The organism is Paenibacillus sp. FSL H7-0943 (genome assembly GCF_037963265.1).
In the GTDB taxonomy this organism is placed as follows: Bacteria; Bacillota; Bacilli; order Paenibacillales; family Paenibacillaceae; genus Paenibacillus_AQ; species Paenibacillus_AQ odorifer.
The window spans coordinates 3,626,329-3,647,964 of record NZ_CP150148.1 but is presented as its reverse complement, the minus strand read 5'-3'; the positions used below and the strand labels follow the sequence as shown (position 1 = coordinate 3,647,964).

The 21,636-nt window shown below is 44.4% G+C and carries 22 protein-coding genes; 1 reads left to right on the top strand and 21 read right to left on the bottom strand.

Annotated elements, in window-relative coordinates; all coding sequences use genetic code 11:
- Positions 1 to 7 precede the first annotated feature (7 nt).
- Positions 8 to 919: a YafY family protein gene (locus NSQ55_RS15855; RefSeq protein WP_076126589.1), complete on the top strand. Its 912-nt coding sequence runs from the start codon at positions 8 to 10 to the stop codon at positions 917 to 919.
- Between the two features lie 543 nt (positions 920 to 1,462).
- On the opposite strand, the gene NSQ55_RS15850 is transcribed toward NSQ55_RS15855, so the two are convergent.
- The 21 genes from NSQ55_RS15850 to NSQ55_RS15750 all read right to left on the bottom strand — a co-directional run bounded on the left by NSQ55_RS15850 (position 1,463) and on the right by NSQ55_RS15750 (position 21,625).
- The gene (locus NSQ55_RS15850; protein WP_076184872.1) at positions 1,463 to 2,320 is read right to left on the bottom strand and encodes an ABC transporter ATP-binding protein; all 858 of its coding nucleotides are present in this window, start codon (positions 2,318 to 2,320) and stop codon (positions 1,463 to 1,465) included.
- Between the two features lie 9 nt (positions 2,321 to 2,329).
- Positions 2,330 to 3,343 (bottom strand): iron ABC transporter permease, encoded by a 1,014-nt coding sequence (locus NSQ55_RS15845; RefSeq protein ID WP_339167964.1) that lies wholly within the window; start codon positions 3,341 to 3,343, stop codon positions 2,330 to 2,332.
- Complete coding sequence (locus NSQ55_RS15840; protein WP_256715787.1) at positions 3,340 to 4,311, bottom strand: iron ABC transporter permease; 972 nt, start codon at positions 4,309 to 4,311, stop codon at positions 3,340 to 3,342. The genes NSQ55_RS15845 and NSQ55_RS15840 overlap by 4 nt, the downstream gene beginning before the upstream one ends.
- Positions 4,312 to 4,439: 128 nt before the next feature.
- Positions 4,440 to 6,410 carry an AraC family transcriptional regulator gene (locus tag NSQ55_RS15835; RefSeq protein WP_076184875.1) on the bottom strand — a complete coding sequence of 657 codons (1,971 nt, stop codon included), beginning with the start codon at positions 6,408 to 6,410 and terminating at the stop codon, positions 4,440 to 4,442.
- A 261-nt stretch (positions 6,411 to 6,671) separates the two neighbouring features.
- A complete protein-coding gene (locus NSQ55_RS15830; protein ID WP_076126580.1) occupies positions 6,672 to 6,947 on the bottom strand; it encodes a hypothetical protein in 276 nt (91 codons plus the stop codon).
- 59 nt (positions 6,948 to 7,006) lie between these two features.
- The gene (locus NSQ55_RS15825) at positions 7,007 to 7,558 is read right to left on the bottom strand and encodes an NADAR family protein (protein ID WP_339167962.1); all 552 of its coding nucleotides are present in this window, start codon (positions 7,556 to 7,558) and stop codon (positions 7,007 to 7,009) included.
- 2 nt (positions 7,559 to 7,560) lie between these two features.
- The gene (locus tag NSQ55_RS15820; RefSeq protein WP_076302975.1) at positions 7,561 to 8,448 is read right to left on the bottom strand and encodes an NUDIX domain-containing protein; all 888 of its coding nucleotides are present in this window, start codon (positions 8,446 to 8,448) and stop codon (positions 7,561 to 7,563) included.
- A 26-nt stretch (positions 8,449 to 8,474) separates the two neighbouring features.
- The gene (locus NSQ55_RS15815) at positions 8,475 to 9,485 is read right to left on the bottom strand and encodes an AAA family ATPase (protein ID WP_339167960.1); all 1,011 of its coding nucleotides are present in this window, start codon (positions 9,483 to 9,485) and stop codon (positions 8,475 to 8,477) included.
- The gene (gene pnuC, locus NSQ55_RS15810) at positions 9,482 to 10,162 is read right to left on the bottom strand and encodes a nicotinamide riboside transporter PnuC (RefSeq protein WP_339167956.1); all 681 of its coding nucleotides are present in this window, start codon (positions 10,160 to 10,162) and stop codon (positions 9,482 to 9,484) included. Before pnuC ends, NSQ55_RS15815 begins: the two co-directional genes overlap by 4 nt.
- 397 nt (positions 10,163 to 10,559) lie before the next feature.
- Positions 10,560 to 10,766, bottom strand: a complete 207-nt coding sequence (locus NSQ55_RS15805; protein ID WP_254848967.1) for a hypothetical protein — start codon at positions 10,764 to 10,766, stop codon at positions 10,560 to 10,562.
- Positions 10,766 to 12,415, bottom strand: a complete 1,650-nt coding sequence (locus NSQ55_RS15800; RefSeq protein ID WP_339167952.1) for a DUF6138 family protein — start codon at positions 12,413 to 12,415, stop codon at positions 10,766 to 10,768. The genes NSQ55_RS15805 and NSQ55_RS15800 overlap by 1 nt, the downstream gene beginning before the upstream one ends.
- A 44-nt stretch (positions 12,416 to 12,459) precedes the next feature.
- A complete protein-coding gene (locus NSQ55_RS15795; RefSeq protein ID WP_339167951.1) occupies positions 12,460 to 13,386 on the bottom strand; it encodes an ADP-ribosylglycohydrolase family protein in 927 nt (308 codons plus the stop codon).
- A gap of 306 nt (positions 13,387 to 13,692) precedes the next feature.
- Complete coding sequence (locus tag NSQ55_RS15790; protein ID WP_076126568.1) at positions 13,693 to 14,634, bottom strand: alpha/beta hydrolase; 942 nt, start codon at positions 14,632 to 14,634, stop codon at positions 13,693 to 13,695.
- Between the two features lie 60 nt (positions 14,635 to 14,694).
- Positions 14,695 to 15,747: an LLM class flavin-dependent oxidoreductase gene (locus NSQ55_RS15785; protein ID WP_076141271.1), complete on the bottom strand. Its 1,053-nt coding sequence runs from the start codon at positions 15,745 to 15,747 to the stop codon at positions 14,695 to 14,697.
- Between the two features lie 63 nt (positions 15,748 to 15,810).
- A complete protein-coding gene (locus NSQ55_RS15780) occupies positions 15,811 to 16,680 on the bottom strand; it encodes an NAD(P)-dependent oxidoreductase (RefSeq protein WP_248548657.1) in 870 nt (289 codons plus the stop codon).
- 157 nt (positions 16,681 to 16,837) lie between these two features.
- Positions 16,838 to 17,422 (bottom strand): TetR/AcrR family transcriptional regulator, encoded by a 585-nt coding sequence (locus tag NSQ55_RS15775; RefSeq protein ID WP_339167946.1) that lies wholly within the window; start codon positions 17,420 to 17,422, stop codon positions 16,838 to 16,840.
- Positions 17,423 to 17,612: 190 nt separating this feature from the next.
- Positions 17,613 to 18,371 (bottom strand): ABC transporter permease, encoded by a 759-nt coding sequence (locus NSQ55_RS15770; RefSeq protein ID WP_076141269.1) that lies wholly within the window; start codon positions 18,369 to 18,371, stop codon positions 17,613 to 17,615.
- Positions 18,368 to 19,141 carry an ABC transporter permease gene (locus tag NSQ55_RS15765; RefSeq protein ID WP_076309489.1) on the bottom strand — a complete coding sequence of 258 codons (774 nt, stop codon included), beginning with the start codon at positions 19,139 to 19,141 and terminating at the stop codon, positions 18,368 to 18,370. Before NSQ55_RS15765 ends, NSQ55_RS15770 begins: the two co-directional genes overlap by 4 nt.
- A complete protein-coding gene (locus NSQ55_RS15760; RefSeq protein ID WP_249267692.1) occupies positions 19,138 to 19,860 on the bottom strand; it encodes an ATP-binding cassette domain-containing protein in 723 nt (240 codons plus the stop codon). Before NSQ55_RS15760 ends, NSQ55_RS15765 begins: the two co-directional genes overlap by 4 nt.
- A gap of 83 nt (positions 19,861 to 19,943) precedes the next feature.
- Positions 19,944 to 20,951, bottom strand: a complete 1,008-nt coding sequence (locus NSQ55_RS15755; RefSeq protein ID WP_339167939.1) for a histidine kinase dimerization/phospho-acceptor domain-containing protein — start codon at positions 20,949 to 20,951, stop codon at positions 19,944 to 19,946.
- Positions 20,948 to 21,625 (bottom strand): response regulator transcription factor, encoded by a 678-nt coding sequence (locus tag NSQ55_RS15750; RefSeq protein ID WP_339167937.1) that lies wholly within the window; start codon positions 21,623 to 21,625, stop codon positions 20,948 to 20,950. The genes NSQ55_RS15755 and NSQ55_RS15750 overlap by 4 nt, the downstream gene beginning before the upstream one ends.
- Positions 21,626 to 21,636: the final 11 nt, after the last annotated feature.

Here is a 21,636-nt window from a genome sequence, read left to right as displayed (position 1 = left end):
GGCAATTATGGACAAAGTGGAGAGACTCATTTCGATTATCATGATATTGCTGAAAAAAGAGGTTGTTTCTACAACGGAATTCTCACAACTATTCAATGTCTCCAAAAGAACGATCCTTCGCGATATGGAAACATTGAGCTTATCGAACATCCCGATCTACTCTGTCAATGGGGTCAAAGGGGGCTACGGCATAATGGATGAATACAAGGTTGATAAACGCCTTTTAAGCAGCTCCGATTTACAGAATATATTAACTGCGCTCGGCGGATTGGAACAAATCCTCCGTACTGAAGAAGTTGAAAGAACGATAAAAAAAATAGAGGCAATGGTTAGTCCATTGTCTCTAAATCGTTCCATTCAACTGTCGTTTTATGATTGGGAAGGTCGGTCCGAGATTCTTGAAACCTTAAAGACATATCAAGAATCCATTTCAAAAAAGAGGCTGGTTTCGTTTGATTATACAGATAAGGACGGGGCTGTAACGAATAGAATGGTCGAGCCCTATGAGCTGCATTTTAGCGAATCGAGTTGGTACTTGAAAGGATTCTGTTTACATCGACAGGGATATCGAACTTTCAAGTTATCTCGGATCGATCATATTACTATGGATGAACGCGCGTTTCATCCTAGAGACGATTGGTCAGAGCAAGTACACGAAGCAAATTATCTACCTGAATTCGTCACGATTAAGGCCTGGATATCGCCTAGCATAAAAGATCAAATCATCGAAAGGTATGGTCGAAGAAGTATTGAAGACCATAATTCTGGATTTTTATTAGCAACCATTTATGTCCCACAAAATCGTATGGGATTTCAACTTTTAGCAAGCTTCGGCACTCATCTAAAAGTTGTAGAGCCCAAAACCTATGTTGAAGACTTTCGAAATTATTTATATCAAATGATGGAGAACTATTCCTGATATATTTAGCATTAAAGCTTCAACCTTCAACTCAACTTTTCGCCCTATTTATGGTACGGTTCAGCCCGATTTGTCCTCACCGCGGGATACATCTGTTCCAAGCTTTCAGCCACGTTTAGATTCTATTGTGATTGTGCGCCTGAGTCTGAACCAGCTGATCTTCTCAACTGCTGTGTTGCGGTCCCCATCTGCAGTTTCCGGGCAATCTGCTTGTTGCACATTCCTCTGATACTTTCAATAGTCCTCCTTGCTTCATTTAGAGTTATATATACTGGTTTTATCAAATTAATCACGTAATCTAGTGCTCCGAATAATAAAAAAACCGCAAGCTAGTTACCTGCGGCTTTGAATTTAGGATATGTTGTTATTTATTATTATCTCTCCCCTCTCCAACAAGCCTTAGTCCACTTTCATGGAGTTAGTTGCTTGTGGAAGCTACAACAAAGGCTATACGCGTTGAATCGTGGCTATCATGACACCGGCAAATCCAATACCTAACTGCATCAGTATTTCCGTGGGCCCGCAGGACACGCCATGCGGTTTTCAAGTGGCAATCGCCTCTTTCTGTTCCTTAGCTTTTGGAAATCCTTGATCCACTCCTTGTTCTCTACGATTATCACGCAAGAGCTCGTACGTCACATACACCGGTCGCCCTGTTCTTGGTTCCAGCATAATCTCGGCATCAATGGCAAACACCTCACGCAGCGTCCGTACCGTCATTACACGCTCCGGCGAACCATGCTCCACCACCTGACCCTCACGAATCGCCACCATATAGTCGGAGAAGCGTGCTGCCAGATTCAGGTCATGCAGCACCATCACAATCGTCACCTGTTGACTGCGATTTAGTTCATAGAGCAGTTCCAGCACTTCAAGCTGATGCGCCAAGTCCAGATAGGTGGTGGGTTCATCCAGCAGGATCAGATCGGTTTGCTGGGCGAGCGCCATCGCAATCCATACGCGCTGACGCTGACCGCCAGATAGCGTATCGACCTCACGATGCTCAAACGCTGTAAGCTGTGTAACCGATAGGGCCCAGGCTACTACTTGCTTATCCTCTTTGGAGAGCTTGCCGAAGCCCCGTTGATGTGGAAAACGCCCATAGGCGATTAATTGACCGACCGTCAAACCGCTCGGTGCGGTCGGCGTCTGCGGCAGAATCGCCATCTGCTTGGCCACTTCCTTGGTGGACAGCGTGCGGATATCGGCACCATTCAGATAAACCGTACCATTATTCGTCTTGAGCAGCCGACCAACTGCCTTTAGTACGGTTGATTTGCCGCATCCATTGGGACCGATAATCGAGGTAATCTGTCCACGCGGAATCTGCAAGTCCAGTTCTTGTACGATAAGCGTGTCATTATAGGCAATATCGATTTGTTGCGCTGTAATACTTTCCATGACGTCCTCCTAATTGGCCTTCGATAGTAAATAAAGAAAGTACGGAACACTGATGACCGTAATGACAATTCCCGTCGGCACATCTCCCTCCAGGCTAACCGTGCGCGTAATCGTGTCAGCAAGTACCACGACTAATCCACCGGTTAGGCTGGCAGCCGGAACGAGCAATTTGTGATCGGGCCCAACCAGTTTTCTTGCCATATGCGGAGCGATCAAGCCAACGAAAAAGAAGCTTCCGCCCACGGCCACACTGCCAGAGGATAAAGCAACCGCAGCGACCGACAACCCCAAAAACTGCCGCTTCACGGCAAGACCCAGCCCTTCTGCCGTCTGATTGCCCAGATGGAGGGTGTTGAGTATGCGAGACTTGTAGAAAATATAGCCGAGTAAAATCAAGACCCATGGTGCCAGTACGGAAATATAACGCCAATCAGCGCCCCATAAGCTTCCCGCCAGCCAATGCAGCATGAAATCCATCTGCGAATCATTCAGCTTGAGAGTCAGGAAGGTGGTCAGCGCTTCATACCCGCTTCCGAGTGCGACCCCGGTTAAGATCAAACCGATTGGCGAAATATCTCGCCCACGGCGATACGATAATAAGAAGATCAATCCCGCCGCCAATAATCCGCCAACAAAGGCCAGTAGTGGTAGGGCAATAAAGGAGCCCTTTCCTGTCGATGCGATGAATACGACGAAGAACAGGACAAACAAACCCGATCCCGAACTAATCCCCAGCGTCCCTGGACTAGCCATGTCATTACGCAGCAAACTCTGCATCACGACCCCAGCCGCTCCCATTCCCAGACCTACCAAGATCGACAGTGTGATTCGTGGCAGGCGAAAATCGAACACGATCAGATTTTGCTTATCTGTACCGTTTCCGAGGAGAACATTCAGCACTTCTAGCGGTGAAAGATTCATTTTGCCAGAATTCATGCTAATGACAGCAAACATAAGGATGAGCACCATAAGCACTATATTGACGATTATGCCCCTTTGCACCGTATAACGCTGCTTGATCATTCAGATTCCCTCCTTTGCTTGCGAGCCAGGAAGAGAAAGTACGGCACACCAATGATAGAAAATATAATGCCAATCGGTGTTTCGAACGGCTTATTGATCAAGCGTCCAGCCAGATCGGCCGACACGGTCAGCAACGCACCATATAGAGCAACTGCCGGAATAATGTAACGATAGTCGACACCGACCATGTATCGCACAATATGTGGGGTAATCAGACCAACAAAACCGATCGGGCCAACTAAGACAACAGCCAATCCAGTCAGCACGAGCACGATAATCGTCGATAACCCTTTGACCAGTCCGCTACGAATACCGAGACCACTTGCCACATCATCCCCCAAACTGAGCAGTGTAACAGAAGGAGATAGCGCCAGCGCCAGCAGCACACCACCAACAAATAGCGGTGAGATGATCAGCAATTCCCCCCACTTGACCCCTGCTGTACTGCCTGCCGTCCAGAATGCCAATGCTCGACCCAGATTATAATTGATCGCTAAATACTGACTGAGTGCGCCAAATAGCATGGAGATGGACAGTCCTGCCAATACCAGCCGCTGAGGCGTCATCCCGCGCTTGCCCAGTGACGCGATGAAGTAAGTGATCCCGGTCGCGAGCGCTGCCCCCAGACAAGCAAACAGCATCATATGCCCATACGAATAACCCGGCAGAAAGGCCAGGCAAAGAGCAATCGCGAATGCTGCCCCAGAGCTGATGCCCATCAGCCCGGAGTCAGCCAGCGGATTTCGCGTCGTTCCCTGCATAATAGCTCCACATACCGCAAGGCTGCATCCGACGATCAGATCGGCTACGGTACGCGGAAGACGTAGGGTTTGTATAATTTGATGCTCAGTGAGCGTTGGATCAAATCGGAAAATAGCCTCCCATGCAGTCGCTAACCTCATGTCGGCGGCGCCGAAGCTAATCGACGCCGCCGACATGAGAACCGTTAATCCAAGCCCTACCACCATGTACATGGTGAAATTCACCGCCCCACGGCGTTTTTGTTCAGGCTTGTTTTTCATTACGCTTTCCTTTCCTTACCTACTGATAGTCATATTTACAAATTGGAGTACTTCTTTTTACCTCGTCAAAATCCTTATCTAGCCATAGCCAGCAATTGATTTACAATATGATCAATCAATGCACTGGAAGTCATTATATCCGTGGACCAAGATAGCGATGTACCCACCGATATGATCCGATTATGTTGCACAGCAGGTAGCGATTTCCAGACCGCATTATCAGTAGGGACTTCCGTATCTCCTATAGCGATTAGATAATCCCCTATGTAAGCAGCCAAGACCTCCATAGAGATATCTCCCCAATATTTATCTGTGTCAATAATATCAGTTTGAACTTTTGAAGGTGCCTTCATTTTAAGTCCATCATAAACAAGCTCGCCAACCGCATGCTTGGCTCCAGCGATGTAGTTACTTTTATCACTGAATTCCCCCATAGTAATCGTCACGTCTGAAAGACCTGCATTCTGAAGGGCTAGCTTCGCTTCTTCTATTTTTCCGGCATAAGCACTCAGAACAGCCTTAGCCTCTTCCTGCTTGTTCAAAACATCACCAATAAAATGTATCCGCTCTTCTGTAGTCATATCACCATAAGGGACATAAATTGTCGGGGCAATTTTGGATAAATCTTCATAATTTTCATCGCCCCATGCTAAAATGATCAGATCAGGCTCAAGAGTCATGACATCTTCCGGCTCCATAGCTATTTTAATAGAGTCTGTAATCTGGTTAGCAAAAACAGCCTCTTTCCCGTCCCTTGCCGCTCTCGCCACCCCTAAAGGAGTTACACCTAGGGCCACCACATCACCAACCAAATAATCGACTACAACACGCTGAGGGTTGTTCGGTACCTTAACGTCACCCTTTACTGTGGATATCGTTCTCGTCTGTGAGACTGCTTCTGAAGCATTCGTCTCGGATACTTCCGGTTGTGTCGTCTGTTGTGTCTGCGCAGGGTTTGAATTCACCGTTCCCCCGTTATTCGATGGCGTTCCCGACGCACATGCCGACAATAACAGCATCAAGCTCATCGTCGCCGCCAAGATCATTTCTTTACTTCTTACTTTTCCAAACATGGTTGATTCCCCTTCTCTATAAGACTGGACTAGAACTGCTAGTTCCCTCTCATAGTAAAGAAAATGAGAATCATTATCAATACCATCAACCTGCATAGATAGTGCGTTTATTTTCCGATAATCACTTGGTGTCATCTTGTAATACTTCTTAAACATCCGAAACAGATTTTTCTCATCTGTAAAACCAGATCCTGTTGCGATCTCTTTAATGGTTGCTTCTGTATGTTTCAAGTCATGGCAGGCAGCTTCAATCCTTCTCTGAATGAGGTACTCCTGTAAGCTCATGCCTTCCTTTTTTTTGAACAGCCGCGTCAATTGCCCGCCACTGATCCCAAACATATCAGCAATTTCTTGGAACATAATCGGCTGCATGTAATGTTTATCGAGATATATCTTGGCAGAACAGGCTGGATCTGGCTGGAGATACCGAATCTCCCCACTCTCAAAATCTCTGTACACCCCATGTATCAATTGATATAGAAAACTTTTGGCCTGCAACTGATCCATCGCTTTGCCGCGGTTCCAGCCATTCATCATCTGTTGAAACCAATCGAGTAGCAAGATAGGATTACTTGGTGTATAACCATACTGTTGAACAAATGGATTTACTTCCTCGAGTAATTGCTGCAGGTGCCTCTTGAAAAAAAGAGGTAATTCTGCTTTATAAAATACCATAAAGGTCTTCACATTCTCCCCTTTAGGCGAAATACTGAGCAGGCTCCCCTTCCCTCCGTGAACTAAACCAAAGCGTTCCATTCCAAATGTGGTTTCATTCAGTTGAATTTGTGCTTCTCCTCCACATGCATAGATAAACATGCTACTAGGCATTTTATACTGCTCCAACGGGTATTGGGACGCTACATTCTGAAAACGTACATCTATTAATGTAATGATCGAACGTGTCCAAATGTGGGCCATCGTATCGATCATCTCCGGTGTAAATACCTGGCTTGCTGCTGCTTCGTCTTGCATCTATCTGCGCTCCTTCATCTCACCTTTTGCAATTTATATATCACCTATCAATTCAATTGATATTGATTATCAATATCATAATTAATGAGGTAAGTATATCATCATTAAGTGACATTGGGGACAAGTTCTTGCCCTAAACAAAAGACAAGAACTTGTACCGATAAAAAAAGCCGCGCACAGCGCGGCATCCCGTGAGACTATGTTCTTGTCCTCTGAGCGAAGAATTGTTTCTATACTCTCAGTAGAAGATATTATTTACAGCTAAATATTCCGAAGCAGTGAAAGATTTAGTTCCGCTCTCCCTAAGTAGCCGCTGCAGATAACGGGGCGGTTAATGATTTCATACATTTTTTTAAGATCCGAAATGTACTCTTGGCTCCAAGTTTCAAAAGAATCGAATTCCGCCTTAGAAATTTGATGGTACTCCGGGGAGTCGGTTACCCCCGTAAGGACCTCATATGCATAAATATTATCGCCAAACTTTCCTACTGATTGGTATCTTCCTGTTTTCAGGCAGATATAATCGGTATATTTCACGGTCATCCCTCATCCTGTCATTGATTTCCTCAAGTCCATTAATTTAATCTTGTATAAATCTAACTCCGCAGCAACTCGTCCCGCGCTTCCGTCAGTGCGAACCCCAGCAGATTTCTGCCCCGCCATTTCATGGGATTCTCAGCATCCGGATTGGACTGGCCCATGCCGATCCCCCAAATACGGTCCCGCGGGCTAGCCTCGACGAGGACGCGGTTCTTCGTCGAGTTAAGATAATCGTTAAGCTTCGGATTCTGCGAAAATTTGGCCAAGCTGGCTCTTTTGACGATGTTGTAACATTCCTTATCCCAAATATCTTTGTCAAAGTTTTGGACCGCACGTCCAAAAGCCTTCATCTCCTTTGGATGCTTAGCTTTAAGGATGGACTCCAGCATTTCGTCATCGCCGAACAACCTTGCCTTCTCGGCCATCATAAACTGCTCGGCGCATGAGTACTGCGTTCCCTCTACCGTGAACGGGCACATCCACCATTGGCTGAAGCAGCTTTTATCAACGCTCCCGTCCTTAGGCGGTGTATGTCCCCAAAAAAACACGAATTTGAACTTTTTTCCCTCGTTATATGCTTTTCTTAACTCATCGATATTGTAAATCATCGTTAACCCTCCAAATTTCTCCGATATAAGCGGGATGGTCTATGCCCCGCATTTTCGGTATAATGATCGGTCTCCATTACAAGATCGGCTACTTTACGCCGGAAGGCCGCCTTCAACAGCTCTTTATCCATAATTACCTCATAAACCTGCTGCAGTTCCGTCAAGGTAAAAAGCTTCGGCATCAAGTGCAGTGCAATATCGGTGTAATTCACTTTTCCCCGTAACCGATCAATAGCGCATGTTATGATCTTCGCATGGTCGAAGGCCAATCCGTCATTCGATACGATCTCATAATCCGTGCCAGTCGATGTAGTCTTCGCTGTCATAGTCCTCGCCACGACCGCCGAAAGTACTTCTTCTTCACTGCTTAGTTTGAGTTCGTACTCCAGCGTCTTGATGTATCCGTCCACAATCAGTTCTTTTTGCTCCCGCAGCGGCCGATAGGATACCTTGAACCAGGCGGCGTCTGCTGCATCATCTCCTGCCTTTAACTCCAACTTGTCGCTGTTAATCAGAGCCATATAGCTGCAGCTTATTACCCAGGTTCGTGGGTCGCGCCCGATATCACTGAACGTATACAGCTGCTCCAGATAAACATCTTCCACGCCGGTTTCCTCGCATAGTTCCCTTACTGCTGCCTGCTCAGTCGTCTCATTCGGCCGGACAAAACCGCCAGGCAGCGCCCATTTGCCCAGGAAGGGGTGAGCCCCCCGGCGAATTAGTAGGACGCGTAGCTCTTTTTCTGGTAGTTTGCGATAACTGTCAGCCTCGTCTTCCGTCACAGTGAAGATAACCATATCCGTTGTCACTGAAGGCCGCTCGTAATCCCCTGCTCTGTATTGCTCCAAAAATTCGCGTTCCATAAGTCCATCCTTATCCAACAAATCCAAGTGGGTACGCCTCCTTTATATTTGATTTAACCGTTCAGCTCTCCGAAATAGTTCCCGTAGGGCTCGAACTTCGCCAACACTTCATCAACCCTGCGAATACGTTCCTCCAGACTCCCCCGCAGCGTAATATAGGGGATCCGCCGCTCCTTCAAATCCGCGATAATCTGTTTATGAAAGACATGCCGCTTCTGATCCCCGCTGCGGTCCCACGTATCGTCGTAAGGAATATCGTCAGCGCATAAGAAGAACAGATCATAACGTTGCGCGTTCTCCAGAGCGATCCGGGTTAACAGCTCGGGGGCCCGGCCGTGGTAATCTAGGGCGAACATATACGTCGTGATCGCATTGGTATCGACGAACAGAACCCGGTTCGCCGCAAGCATTGCCTGTTCTTCGCGCTCGATATGACCCACCGCGATTTCATCGAACGATTCCAAGCCGATTCGGCGGTCCACCTGATGTTCGGTCCAATAATCGCGTCCGTATTCGCTTGCGAACGTTGTGCAATATCGCTGTGCCAGTGCTTCGGTGATCGTCGACTTACCCGTTGACATCGCTCCAACGAATACCAATTTCGTGATCAAATCCCGGTACACAATATCACTTACGAACTCCTTGTACTTATATGGATTAGAACGGACCATCGTCGCTGAAATCGGAACCCGCTCTCGGGCTTCATCCACCCGCCGGTCTATTGCACCCAAAGCGAGACTCATATGTTTGCCGTAGAATTCGCTCGAGTAAAAATGCGTTACTTGCTCTCCGTTCAGCAAACCGAGTATATACTGTTCTTCCCGAACCTCATGTTCCCTGTCATCCGAATATCCATCCGGACCATCCCAAGCTTCGATTACCCGGACTTCCGGATAGAGCCTGCGAATCCAATTTGCCCGGACATGAAGCGGGATCGGAGTGACTGTCGTTTCGTAAATGACTAGGATCAATTCATCGACCTCTTGTAGCGCCGTTTCAATCATGAACTGATGGCCTTTATGCAGCGGGGCAAACTTCCCCAGTGTTAGTCCAAGCGTGTTCATGCCGCCACCTCCTTCGCCCCTTTATTCCAAATATAGTACCCGTAAACTGCGTTGACCAGATACGCGCTCCACATCACGATCATCAGTAGGCCTTCCCCGCTGCCCTCCAGCATGCGAATCGCCCACAGCAGCACCGTAAAGAGATTTAGCACGATATAGACCAGCCATTGTTCCTTGAATCTTCTAACCATTAAGAAGGTCGCCACAACAGACAGCACCGTTGTAGTGGCATCAATGTAAGGCGAATTCTGTCCCGGAATGAACGAAAGCCCAAATCCGAGGAGCAAACAGCCGATTACACAGACCATCCCAACGAGGAGCAGACTTCTAAGATCCATCTGCCGCATGGTCAGTCTACCGTCTTTTTGGCGATTATTTTTCCACATGTAGAAGCCAATAACATTCATTGGAACAAAGAATAGCAGATTCAGCAAAACCTCTCCAAACAAACCGTTAATATAGGCCAAATAAGCATAACCGATGGTATTGTACATGCCGAAAACATAGCTCATCAGGTTGCCCTTCGCTGCAAGCACCACGCATAACACCCCAGTAATAAATACCGTGAATCCGAATAAAGAGTCCTTTGTAATCACTGTAAACCCGACAGCGATTGAGGTAAATAGTATCAACCACGTAATTTCGAACAGATTCCAGTTAGCCGCCACCTTTTTCATCTTGCATCCCTCCGCTTTTTCCACTCATTCATAGAGCGAAAAAAATTAGTTGTACTTAGTATCGTTTTGATAATAACATATTGTTACTATCAAAAGTAACAGAAAATTCTGCGAAGGGCAAGCAAATTTTTCCTATTTCCACAGACAGGTACTTATTTAAGGCTTCTCAACAGAACTAACTTTAAATTTGTAAAAATAAAAAGAAACCCCTATTAAAAGGGATTTCCTCTAATCTTGTTCAACTAACGTACCAATAGGTGGACTGTTTTTTAAGGTTTACTATTCCGTCTTTCTACTCAAATAAATAATCACCCTCTTTTTCTAAGAGAACAGGTAAATACTGAGTTACCATTTCAGTAAACACGAAATCATCCCCACAATTAAATTGTGCACTTCATTACATAAACCCGTCTTCGGGTTCACCAACATCAAATCCTAATACTTTTGTCGCTTCCAATTTAAATCTCTCTATCCAAGAACTCCAATCACTATTACTCATCTGTGCATAAAATGATAAACCACTTGGCTCCACTGAAGCCACAATAAAAACATCATCATCTTCCTGCCCGAACCAATAGGGAATTCCATTTTTATATATCGTCATCAACTTATAAGAGTCAGTAGCTCCGATAGAATAACTCTAAGCTCAAGTTCCGTCTGCTCTGACTTCACGGCTTTTTCCATCTTTGCACGGCTTCCGAATATCCGGTATAGAACCTGCTCCCGTTCATATATTTCTTTAGGCGACAGCTCTTGAAGCAGCGCTTCTGCAAGCTCGACCCGATCGATCACGAAGTTTTTGACAGATCTTGCTTCCTCATTTCCTGCTAGCAGGATGTCTACTAGGACTGGCATAAGCTCAGCCTCCACGCCGTGCGCATCAATAAAGGTCTCCGCATAACTATCCTGTATCATTTGGTGCTCCGAATCTACCATCTCCATATAACGAGAGACGAGTGAGAAATATTCCTTGCTATATAATCCTAATCCGAGTACAGCATAGGTACTAGGCATGACCGACTTTTCACCCGGTTCCGTGTCCTTGTACCACGCATAGGGCTCCATAGCGATATCCGCATACGCAGCCAGCTTAGGAAAAAGAGACGGATAGGCTAGTGCACCAGCAAAAAACTGATGAAGACCTGATTTAGCCATTTTTTTTAGAGGAAGATAGTTCTTTTGTTTGCTTTTCAGCTTCAGGTTATATTCCTTCGGGAATCCCTGCTGCAGCAATTGGGTAATGTGATCCAATGCTTCTCCATAAGCTGCTTCCTCCTCGTTCAAAATCCGGACTTCAATGCTCTGCGTTACATCATTATTATCAACTTCAACACGGGTCCCTTTATATACTGGAGTGAATTTCCCGCTTCCCCCCTGGATATACTCCGCTGCGTGTTTTGAACCCAGCTGGACAGCTAGTTTCAAATATTGTTCCCGGATGTCCGGTTTCGTTTTTCCAATTTGCAGAGCGGCATATACAAAAAAGGAAAGTTGATCTGCATTCGGATCCATAAGCGCCATATCCTCTTTAGGTATCCAATCCATTCTAAAGCTGCCTGTACGCACAAAATAGCGTGGAAGAAAAATATTTTGAATCCAATTATCCATAGCCAAAGTATACTGGCCAGTCCATTCGTCTAAGCGTCGCCTATTACTTCTGAGCTTGTCGGATAAATGCTCAATTAATGGGCCAACCGTATTTTCTTCTTGCTTCATAAGATCAGGGTTCATCAAGTGATGAGAAAAGAAAAACTGGTCATCAACACTCGGCAATACGGGAAGATTAGACATGATTTTGGATGTTATAAACTTCTGTAATGATTTGCGGAGTTCGTTCAGCTTCTCTTCGTTAACCAGATGCACGCAAAGTGTTAAGTCTTCGTCCTCCATTTCAAAGGAAAGTACGATCTGGAATCGGTAATCAAAAAAACGAGGACCTAACTTCTCTGATAAAAAAAGCTCCTCCACTCTCTTGCATAAAGCCGGGTAAAGTTCAGATCTAATTAATTCATCCGTGAGTTCGGCGATATAAGGACCTGCTTCGATTTTATAAGAGCTGTCTGTCCAATCAAACGGTTCTTCAACATCAATATGTATTTTTCCGTCACGCCAAGCTACCTGAAGATAATCCTTTATCCCTGCCTGGAGCGGACGATTTCCTATGAATTCATTTATTCTTATAGTCTCTTTGTTGTATATGGTTATCATCTCGCTCAACACATCGTCTAAAAACCTCTGTACTGCTGCGTTCATTCCCACTCCTCCTCATTGTTAATGCTAATAGAACTTAGTACACCTCATGCAGTTTGAAGACGGAGAAGCAGTTGATCAACCAGATCTGCCTCTCGCAGCTGGTTGATCCAGCGCTGAGGGATATGCTCATAGCCATATCGGATTCCGGCAAGACCACCTGTGATACAGGCCGTTGTATCCGTGTCGTTGCCTAAGGCAACTGCTCGTTTGACGGCATCTTCGTAGGAAGTGCAGGTTTGGAGGATCATACACGCACTGAACAAGGAATCTACGACATAACCAGATCCTTCGCCATAGAATACTTTATCTGGATGAATGTTCTCTTCGAGCTCCCGTTCATGCTCAGGCATCTGCTGGTAGATCGTTCGAAGCTTGCTAAGAGCAGTTCGGTAGCACAGATTGAAGTCTTGCTCTTGCAACAGTTCACGTGCAATTAACACATAGAAGGCACAACATACCTGATTACAGATATGTGCATGAGTTACAAGGCATTGAGTATGTGCATCCTGAACGAGTTGTTTATCTGTTCCTTTGTGCCACAAGGCAAGTGGTAGCACGCGCATTAGCGCCCCATTCCCTTTCCCATCAGGAACTGTATTGCCACTCTCGTAAGGGGACATTCCTTGGTAATAAGTAGACAACGTACGACTGGTTTGTATTCCAACATCAAAAACTTGTTGGGCTACTGCCCATCTACCTTCATGATACCAGTCGACCAATTTGTCAGCAAAATCAGTTAGCTCCAGTGTACCTTTATCGATCAGACTCTCCAGCAGACATAGTGCCTGCGCACCATCATCCGACCAGGTGCCGGCAGGAACATCTCGGTAGGTGGGCTGAAAGCCCACAGGAGGAGTAAACTCAATCTGCTCCAGAGGTGGGAGCTGCTCCGCTGATCTGAATTCATAGGGGACACCAAGAGCATCTCCAATCAATAAGCCGTAAAGCCCACCCTTAATCTTATCCCACATGTTGTATTCTCCTTATCACTAGATATAATTTGGATCAAGCTGTCTACAAATATATAAGCCTACCCTATCAATATTTAAACTGTTTTGCATCATGTAAATAAAAATTGAAGAAATAAGCTTCCAATGAACAATACGATAGTAATCTAAGCCTTTTTTGAAATCAATAATATATAACAAAAGATGAGGCTGTTTTTAAAATCAACAACCTCATCTTTTTTATGAATCTTTCCCGAATAATTACGTGTCTCTACTTAAATAACCATTCAACTTTTTCTGCGTATCCGCAGTTTATTTTAGTCCCTATAATTAGCTAGGATGAAGTGCCCGGGCCATCGCATCCATATAGCCCTGAACAGCGCGCTGACTCACTTCTGTTTCTGGAGCAAAAATTTCGAAAAGGTGAAAACAACCGGGATACAGGTGGAATTCGACATCCACACCTGCTTGTGCAAGTCGTGCCACATACTCCATTGTCTCGTCTCGGAATAGATCGAGCTGACCTATACAAGTATAGGCTGGCGGCAAACCTGCCAAGTTCTCCGCTCTCGAGGGTACTGCATAAGTAGATTCTCCTCTGACATCGCTCTCCTCGCCCAGGTACATGTTCCAAGCTGCTATGTTGTCTGTTCGTTTCCAGATTGCGCCTGCTTCCGTAATCTCATGACTGGACGGTGTGATGTTACGGTTGTCAAGCATCGGGTATAATGGCATTTGGAAAATAAGAGACGGTCCTCCTTTATCACGCGCCATCAGCGCGAGTGCTGCTGTCAGTCCGCCGCCACCGCTAGCACCGGCAATTGCAACCCGATCCACATCAATGCCAAGCAAGGCTGCCTCCTCCGTCATCCATACCAATCCAGCATAACAATCTTCGATCGCCGCCGGATAAGGGTGCTCGGGAGCAAGCCTATAATCAACCGATACGACTATACATTCAGCTGTCTGAACAAAGCGTTCGCATAATTCGTCGTCCATATCCGGATGTCCTAACACGTATCCTCCCCCGTGAATCCATAGCATGGCAGGTAACAAGTCATTCGTTCGCCCGGCAGGCTCATAAATTTTCACCAGCATCTCGCCTCCATCCCTCGGGATTTTGCGCCTGGTTGTGTTTACATGCTCTGATCCTTCCACGGATGCAGCTGACACTAAGCTCCTGCTCCACTCTAAATTCTTCTCCAATTCAAATCCAGGAAATTGTGAATAAACCTCTCTTAATTCTGGTAGTATACGTGGTTCAACACTCATAATAATCCCTCCAAATAAAATAATGAATTCGTTCGTTTACGTCTTATTCATAGATAATCCTTATCCCATTTGAGCTTCCCACTTGGCAATTTCCTCTCGAACTCGCGGCGCAACCTCTGTACCGAGCAGTTCTATAGCCCGCATAACCAACTCATGCGGCATCGTACTTAAGGGAACATACATCATGAATCGTGTAATCCCTACATGCTTACGCAGATGGATTATTTTTTGGGCGACTGTTTCCGGATCCCCTACATACAACGCACCATCAAAGCGTCGGGCAGCATCATAGCTGGAACGATCGTAGTACGCCCACCCCCGTTCTTTGCCGAGCTTATTCATACCGTACTGGGTAGACGGAAAAAAGAGTTCTGCCGCCTGTTCCGTATCTTCTGCAACAAATCCGATGGAATGTGAACCTACCTGAAGCCGCGATACATCATGTCCGGCATGAGCTGCCGCCTTTTTATACAGTTGTACAAGCGGTGCAAAATTGGTTGGGTTTCCACCGATAATCGCCAGGACTAATGGCAGGCCCAGAAGTCCTGCACGCACGGCAGACTCCTGGGTACCGCCACTACCAATCCATATGGGTAAAGAGTGCTGAACAGGGCGCGGGTATACACCCAGATTATTTATCGCTGATCGATGTCCTCCACTCCATGTAACTTTCTCAGATTCCCGTATTTTCAGAAGCAGCTCGATGTTTTCATTAAATAAATCCTCATAGTCATGCAAGTCATACCCAAAAAGCGGAAAGGATTCAACAAAGGAACCCCGGCCCGCTATAATCTCGGCACGTCCATTGGATAAGCCGTCAAGCGTGGCAAAATCCTGAAACACACGGACAGGATCAGCTGATGAAAGAACCGTCACAGCACTCGTCAATCGAATCTGCTTTGTTAGGGGGGCTGCAGCAGACAACACCACTGCTGGTGATGAAGCTGCATAATCTTCACGATGATGCTCACCTATGCCAAACACATCAAGTCCTACCTGATCCGCAAGGACGATTTCTTCGACGACTTCTCGTAATCGCTGTGCGTGACTCATCACAACTCCGGTCTCAGTATCAGGCTTTGTTTCTATGAACGAAGTAACACCTATTTCCATAGTTAATCTCTCCTTATATTTTCTCTTGCAATTCGCCCGACATCATCGGTGCAACCCAATTTTTTAAGAAGAATGCTCAAGACAACGGATTAAAGCCGTCCAATCCAACTCACCATAACCATTGGCAATTCCTTCAGACAAGTGATGGTGGATAAGCTGACCTAAAGGTAGAGGAGTTTGAACGGACTTCGCTGCCTCAATAGCCAATGCAACATCTTTTAACCCAAGCTTCATTTTAAAACCGGCCGGTTCAAAGCGTTGTTCGCTCATGATCGCTCCATAGTTCTGATATATTGGAGATTGAAAAAGAGCATTCACGACATTCATAAATCGGGACGAATCAATACCGTGCTTTTCTACCATTAGCTGCACTTCCGACAAAGCTTCCAGCATTGAAGCAATTAGAAAGTTAACGCCAATTTTCACAACGTTCCCTTCTTCGCCGTGATCCCCAATCTCTACTATCTCTTGACCCAATGCTGTTAAAACGGGAAGTACCCGTTGTCTTGCTTGTTCCGGACCAGCTAAAATAATACGCAATTTAGCTTCTTTAGCGGCATCTGGGCGCCCCATCACCGTGGCAGACACAAAGTGTTGCTTTCGCTCCGCATGCGAGACGGATAATTTTCGAGCCAGATCTACGCTGATTGTACTGGCAGAGATGTGAATTCCATTTTCCGACAATCCATTCAGAACACCATCTGGTCCCTCGACGACCTCCTTCAAAGCAGCATCATCAGAAAGCATGGTAATTACAAGATTGCTTTCTTTCACTGCCTCTAGCGGTGTTTTGGCATATCGTGCTCCCTGTTTCATTAAGGGTTCAACTTTTTCAGGGGTCCGATTAAAGATGACTAATTCATAACCCGCTTTCAACAGATTTTGGGCCATTGGGAGCCCCATATTTCCAAGCCCAATAAACGATACTTTCATTAGACACCTCTCCTTATTTTGAGGGATTTCTCAATAACGGAATGATCGTTCCATAATAATTAAAAAAAATATAGTCTAACACATACTCCTTAATTAGCACCTTCAAAATATGGGGAATATGATAACGGAACGATCGTTCCGAAATAATTAAAAAAAATTAGATTCCTGCTATTACAAAGCTAATCATCTCTTTTGCACGTTCCGGATTCTGATCTGCTTTGGCCATAATATTAATGCTTTGATGTAAATTCAACAATAAAAAAGACAACGCTTTGATATCAGTCGTTTTATCAATTTCTCCCCGTTGCTGGCCCTTTTCTAAAAGGTCACAAAAAGCTTGCTCTAATTCCAAAAAACTAGTCTTTATCAACTCATTAATTTTTTCATCTGGCGACTCCAATGTTGTAGCTACATTCGTAACAAAACACCCGCCCGGCAGGCTGGTATCGTATGCTGAAGCAATATGATACTCAAAAAATTGAAGAATTCCATCTCTAACGCTAGATGCATGTTCAAGAATAGCCTGCTTATTGAAATTCCCCTTTTTATAATGCTCAAGGGCATCTGTATACAAGGTTTGCTTGTCGGAAAACGTATCGTAAAGGCTGGATCTGCTGATGCCCATCACCTCAAGTAAATCCGGTATGCTAGCCGCTTCATATCCTTTTTTCCAAAACAACAGCATGGCTTGATGCAGGGCTTGATCTTTGTTAAATTCTTTTGTCCTAGCGATAAGTAACACCTCCCGTCATTGAAATATAACATATCTGAACTGATCAGTCCAGATTTATAAAATAAACGGACACTCATATTGGTGTCCGTTCTTAAGAGCAAATACTTATTTATTGAATTGCTCAAAAATATCTTTTATCCAAACATCAATGTTTGTTGCATATTATTCTAGTTTAATGATCAAATCAGCTAGTTCAGAGTTAGGCATCTCGTTTACGGTAAAATATAATAGCTGCTGTAATAAAGATCAGTGTCCATAACAGGGAGATACCTGTCCCTTCCATTGGTGTAAGGACATTTATTTCATTAGAGGAAGGTGGCATATACATATAATATCCTGCTGTATCCGGAAAAAAATATTTAGTATTGTCTAGAAAATCTTTCGACAATGGACTGACAATGAAGTAATAGCCAAGCAGTACCACTAAAGCAGGAGTAGTTCGTCTTAATAAAGCACCTATAGCTGCACTGAGAAGTGTGGTTAAAGTTAGATAGCCTGTTGCACCTGCTAATGATTTTATCATTTCGTCTATTTCAATCACTACTGCTGTGTCTTTCATCATGATAAAGGTATATAGTACACCTGATGCAGTAGTAAAAGACGCCGCAGGAATGGTTATAATGGTTAAGGCCAAATACTTCGTGGATAATTGAAACCCTCGCCAAGGTATCGTAGTTAAAGTAGTTCGAATCTGTCCCCCTGTATACTCTGAACAAGTAGCTAAGATACCAAGAATAATGAATCCTGCTTGAAGATATCCCATAGAAGAAAGTCCTGTATTCAGTATATTTTGCGTTCCTGCTGCCCCTTGTAGATCAACAGAAGTAAAAGCAGCGGCTAAACCTAAATTAAGAATGAATGTAACCAAAAGAGTGAGCCCTATCAATGGTAATGTAACTAATTTATCCAGTTCAGCACCCAGGATTTGTGTTATCTTTCTACTAGATGAGACACTCATGCTGCAACGTCCCTCCTATGGAATACAATAGCTGCAACAATGAAAACAACGACTACCCAGGCAAACATGACTAAACCGCCTGTGAAGGGGGTGTGAAACCTCTCGAATAAACTGCCTGTGGACGTGTTGTCCGTAAACATAAACATTTCAGCGCCAGCCCTATCTGGTAAGTAAAACGCCAACTTTGTAACCCTATACAACAGGACACTAAATGATACAACGGATGAATTTATTATGAGCACAGCAAGCGGGAGGATGCCATTCTTAGTTAGAAAAGTAATTCCAAGTGCTAAAAGAGCAGTGAATGTCCAGTAACAAATGGCACCGATAAGTCTGGACCATTCAAATGCAGGGGCATATTCACCAAGAATAAGATGCGTTGCAGACACAGTTGTCATAATAGCAACAATACAAAGCAGTATGCTGATCACAGTCACAGCACCTGCTTTTGCCAATAAAAAATGAATTCGGGATGAAACAACAGTTAAACTCGTTGTAATCTGTTGTCCTCCACCAGATTCACTGCTCTCTGTCAAATACTCACTGCTGACAGCAAGCACACCAAGAATAATAACGCCTTGCACACCAAGAGCTAACCCGATATAGCCAACTTCCGATAGCCGCGTGCTAACTCCAGCTATAATCTCCTCTTTTTGTGCTATGCTGTCCAAGGCAGAAATAAGCGCTGGGGCAAACGCTCCAATGAGAAAAGCAAGCCAAATACCCGGTAAGGAGAACAATTTAGATAGTTCCGCGTTGAATGCTCTCATACAACTTCACCCGCATTTTCAGATGTCAGGGCAAAAAAGGCTTCCTCCAGCGTGGAATAGTTACCTATTACTTCTTCCAATGTTCCATCTGCAACGATAGTTCCATGCTTAATAATCACCACATCATCAACCGTCTCTGCAAGCTCTCCCATTAGATGACTGGATAACAACACCGTATTTCCAGACTCAGCACGTTCACGTAAAAATGTCCGAATCCACCGAATTCCTTCTGGGTCGAGCCCATTTACGGGTTCATCTAAAATCAATACTTTTGGATCACCGAGTAGCGCAGCTGCTATTCCAAGTCTCCTCCCCATACCAAGAGAATACTTCCCAACTCTTTTTCCGGCTGCATTAGTAAGACCTACTATTTCCAGAACTTCCTCGACACGTGAGTTAGACAATCCTGCGGCACGGGCAATCCAACGCAAGTGTGCCCGTCCTGTTCGCATACGATGAGCTCCAAATCCATCAAGTGCGGCACCTACTGTTGATACAGGATTATGTAATTCTGCGTATGGCTTTCCATTGATTAGTGCACTCCCTGAGGTAGCACGATCTAATCCAAGCAGGATGCGAAGTGTAGAGCTTTTACCTGCTCCATTTGGACCTAGAAAACCAGTTACTCTGCCAGGTCTAGCTTTAAAACTGATACCTGATAAGATTTTCCCAGTTCCGCGATGTTTGACTAAGTTATTAATTGTAAGCAACCATAACACTTCCTTTCTGTTATGGTTCTAATTATAAAGAAGCAAAGTTACATCTCGGTTATCCTGCTGTTTACTTCTGGTTTAACTTTAGGTTAAACTCTACCAATAGCCACTGTTGTGCCGTTTTCATTTGATGTAAAGTCAGCTTTCAGCTTCATTTTATTCAACATATAATTTGAAGTCGATAAACCTATCCCCGCCCCACGCTCATAGGAAGAGTTATCCATCCCCGGACCTCTGTCTGCAACAATGATCTGTTCTTTTTCTACATCAACCACAATGTTTACATATTTCCCCTCTGCTGCATGGCGAAGAATATTCTGAAATAAATTATCCAGAACACGTGTCATCCATTTAGGATCTGCTTCCCAATAAAAAGTCTTCTCTGTCGGTAAATCAACCTCGATCCGGATTTCTTTTTCTTCAAATACAGGATACCACGCAGCAACAGATGCTCTTACTAAACGTCCAATATCTGTTGAAGTGGGCTCAAAAGGATGTTTTCCTGATGTAAGCAATGTATAGGAAAGTAAATCATCCATTAGATCTCCGACTCTAGTAATCGTATGGTTCATCTCTGATAATGAGTTTTGTCCTTCTAGACTCATTGATTCTTTATTTAATCGGGTGACATGTCCTCTCAAAATGGTAAGCGGCGTTCGTAAGTCGTGAGATAAATTCGCGATGAGTCGATGTCGTAACAATTCCTCTTCATGTTCTCGCTTGCGACTGTCTTCAAGCTGCTGAATCATCCAATTAAAAGAACTTCCTAACTGGTCGATTTCATCCATACGATCACTTTGAACGGATATTGGTTTAGGAAATGAATTATGATTAGCTGAAAATGACATGACTTCCTGTAAGCAGGTGAGACGTTTACGAAGACTCAAGAAGAAAATCCAAGAGATTACCACAAATGCGACAATAATAAAACCAAACAAAAGAAGTACAACGTAAAAATAATTTAACTTATTCAGCTCTTCTTCATTAAAAGGAGACGCAATGAACGCAGATAAGAAAATAAGTACGATCGGAGGTAAAAAGATAAATAGAAAATGTCCTTTTAGAAAACGACGAAATAATGATTTAGTCTGTCTCATAGTTTCACCCGATAGCCTATTCCCTTCAACGTTTCAATAATCTCTGGGGAGTCTGGATGGCGTTCCAGCTTTTGACGCAGTCGATGAATATGTACCATTAATGTTTTATCACCTGTGATATAAGCTTCTTCCCAGATGGCTTCATAGATTTGTTCTTTTGGTAAAACTTGATTAGGGTGGCGTAAGAAGTACTTCAAAATATGATGTTGTTTCCCTGTCAATATAATTTCTTCTCCTGTGTGTTTGTCAAATACCATTTGGATGTCAGGATCTACTTCAATATAATTCCCTAATGAAATGCGTTCGGAATGTGTTCCGCCCTTTCGACGGATTAATACTTCTAATCTAGCAATTAGTTCATCCGTATGGAATGGTTTCGTTAAATAGTCATCAGCAAATTGTAACCCTTCTACCTTATCATCTATCGATGTTCGAGCAGTTAACAGCAAAATAGGAACAGCAGGAGCTGCCTTTTTTAATCGTTTCCCCACAGTAAATCCGTCTAAACCGGGTAACATGATATCCAAAATAACGATTTCATGCTGATTTACTTCTTTTTCAGCTCCTTCACCAGAAAGCAGCCACTGTACTGAAAATCCTCGTTGTTCCAATTCTTCCTTTACCCAACTGCCGATCTTCTCATTATCTTCAATATATAACACGTTTCTTTTCAAGTAACTTCCCT

Bases quoted from the DNA above. Each gene is read 5' to 3' on its own strand.
- NSQ55_RS15785 (WP_076141271.1), bottom strand. From the start codon at position 15,747: ATGGAAATAGGTGTTACTTCGTTCATAGAAACAAAGCCTGATACTGAG.
- NSQ55_RS15850 (WP_076184872.1), bottom strand. From the start codon at position 2,320: ATGGAAAGTATTACAGCGCAACAAATCGATATTGCCTATAATGACACG.
- NSQ55_RS15800 (WP_339167952.1), bottom strand. From the start codon at position 12,415: ATGAACGCAGCAGTACAGAGGTTTTTAGACGATGTGTTGAGCGAGATG.
- NSQ55_RS15795 (WP_339167951.1), bottom strand. From the start codon at position 13,386: ATGTGGGATAAGATTAAGGGTGGGCTTTACGGCTTATTGATTGGAGAT.
- NSQ55_RS15835 (WP_076184875.1), bottom strand. From the start codon at position 6,410: ATGCAAGACGAAGCAGCAGCAAGCCAGGTATTTACACCGGAGATGATC.
- NSQ55_RS15815 (WP_339167960.1), bottom strand. From the start codon at position 9,485: ATGAACACGCTTGGACTAACACTGGGGAAGTTTGCCCCGCTGCATAAA.
- NSQ55_RS15755 (WP_339167939.1), bottom strand. From the start codon at position 20,951: ATGAGACAGACTAAATCATTATTTCGTCGTTTTCTAAAAGGACATTTT.
- NSQ55_RS15805 (WP_254848967.1), bottom strand. From the start codon at position 10,766: ATGACGATATATAAAAATGGAATTCCCTATTGGTTCGGGCAGGAAGAT.
- NSQ55_RS15855 (WP_076126589.1), top strand. From the start codon at position 8: ATGGACAAAGTGGAGAGACTCATTTCGATTATCATGATATTGCTGAAA.
- NSQ55_RS15840 (WP_256715787.1), bottom strand. From the start codon at position 4,311: ATGGTGGTAGGGCTTGGATTAACGGTTCTCATGTCGGCGGCGTCGATT.
- NSQ55_RS15845 (WP_339167964.1), bottom strand. From the start codon at position 3,343: ATGATCAAGCAGCGTTATACGGTGCAAAGGGGCATAATCGTCAATATA.
- NSQ55_RS15765 (WP_076309489.1), bottom strand. From the start codon at position 19,141: ATGAGAGCATTCAACGCGGAACTATCTAAATTGTTCTCCTTACCGGGT.
- pnuC (WP_339167956.1), bottom strand. From the start codon at position 10,162: ATGAAAAAGGTGGCGGCTAACTGGAATCTGTTCGAAATTACGTGGTTG.
- NSQ55_RS15825 (WP_339167962.1), bottom strand. From the start codon at position 7,558: ATGATTTACAATATCGATGAGTTAAGAAAAGCATATAACGAGGGAAAA.
- NSQ55_RS15770 (WP_076141269.1), bottom strand. From the start codon at position 18,371: ATGAGTGTCTCATCTAGTAGAAAGATAACACAAATCCTGGGTGCTGAA.
- NSQ55_RS15780 (WP_248548657.1), bottom strand. From the start codon at position 16,680: ATGAAAGTATCGTTTATTGGGCTTGGAAATATGGGGCTCCCAATGGCC.
- NSQ55_RS15790 (WP_076126568.1), bottom strand. From the start codon at position 14,634: ATGAGTGTTGAACCACGTATACTACCAGAATTAAGAGAGGTTTATTCA.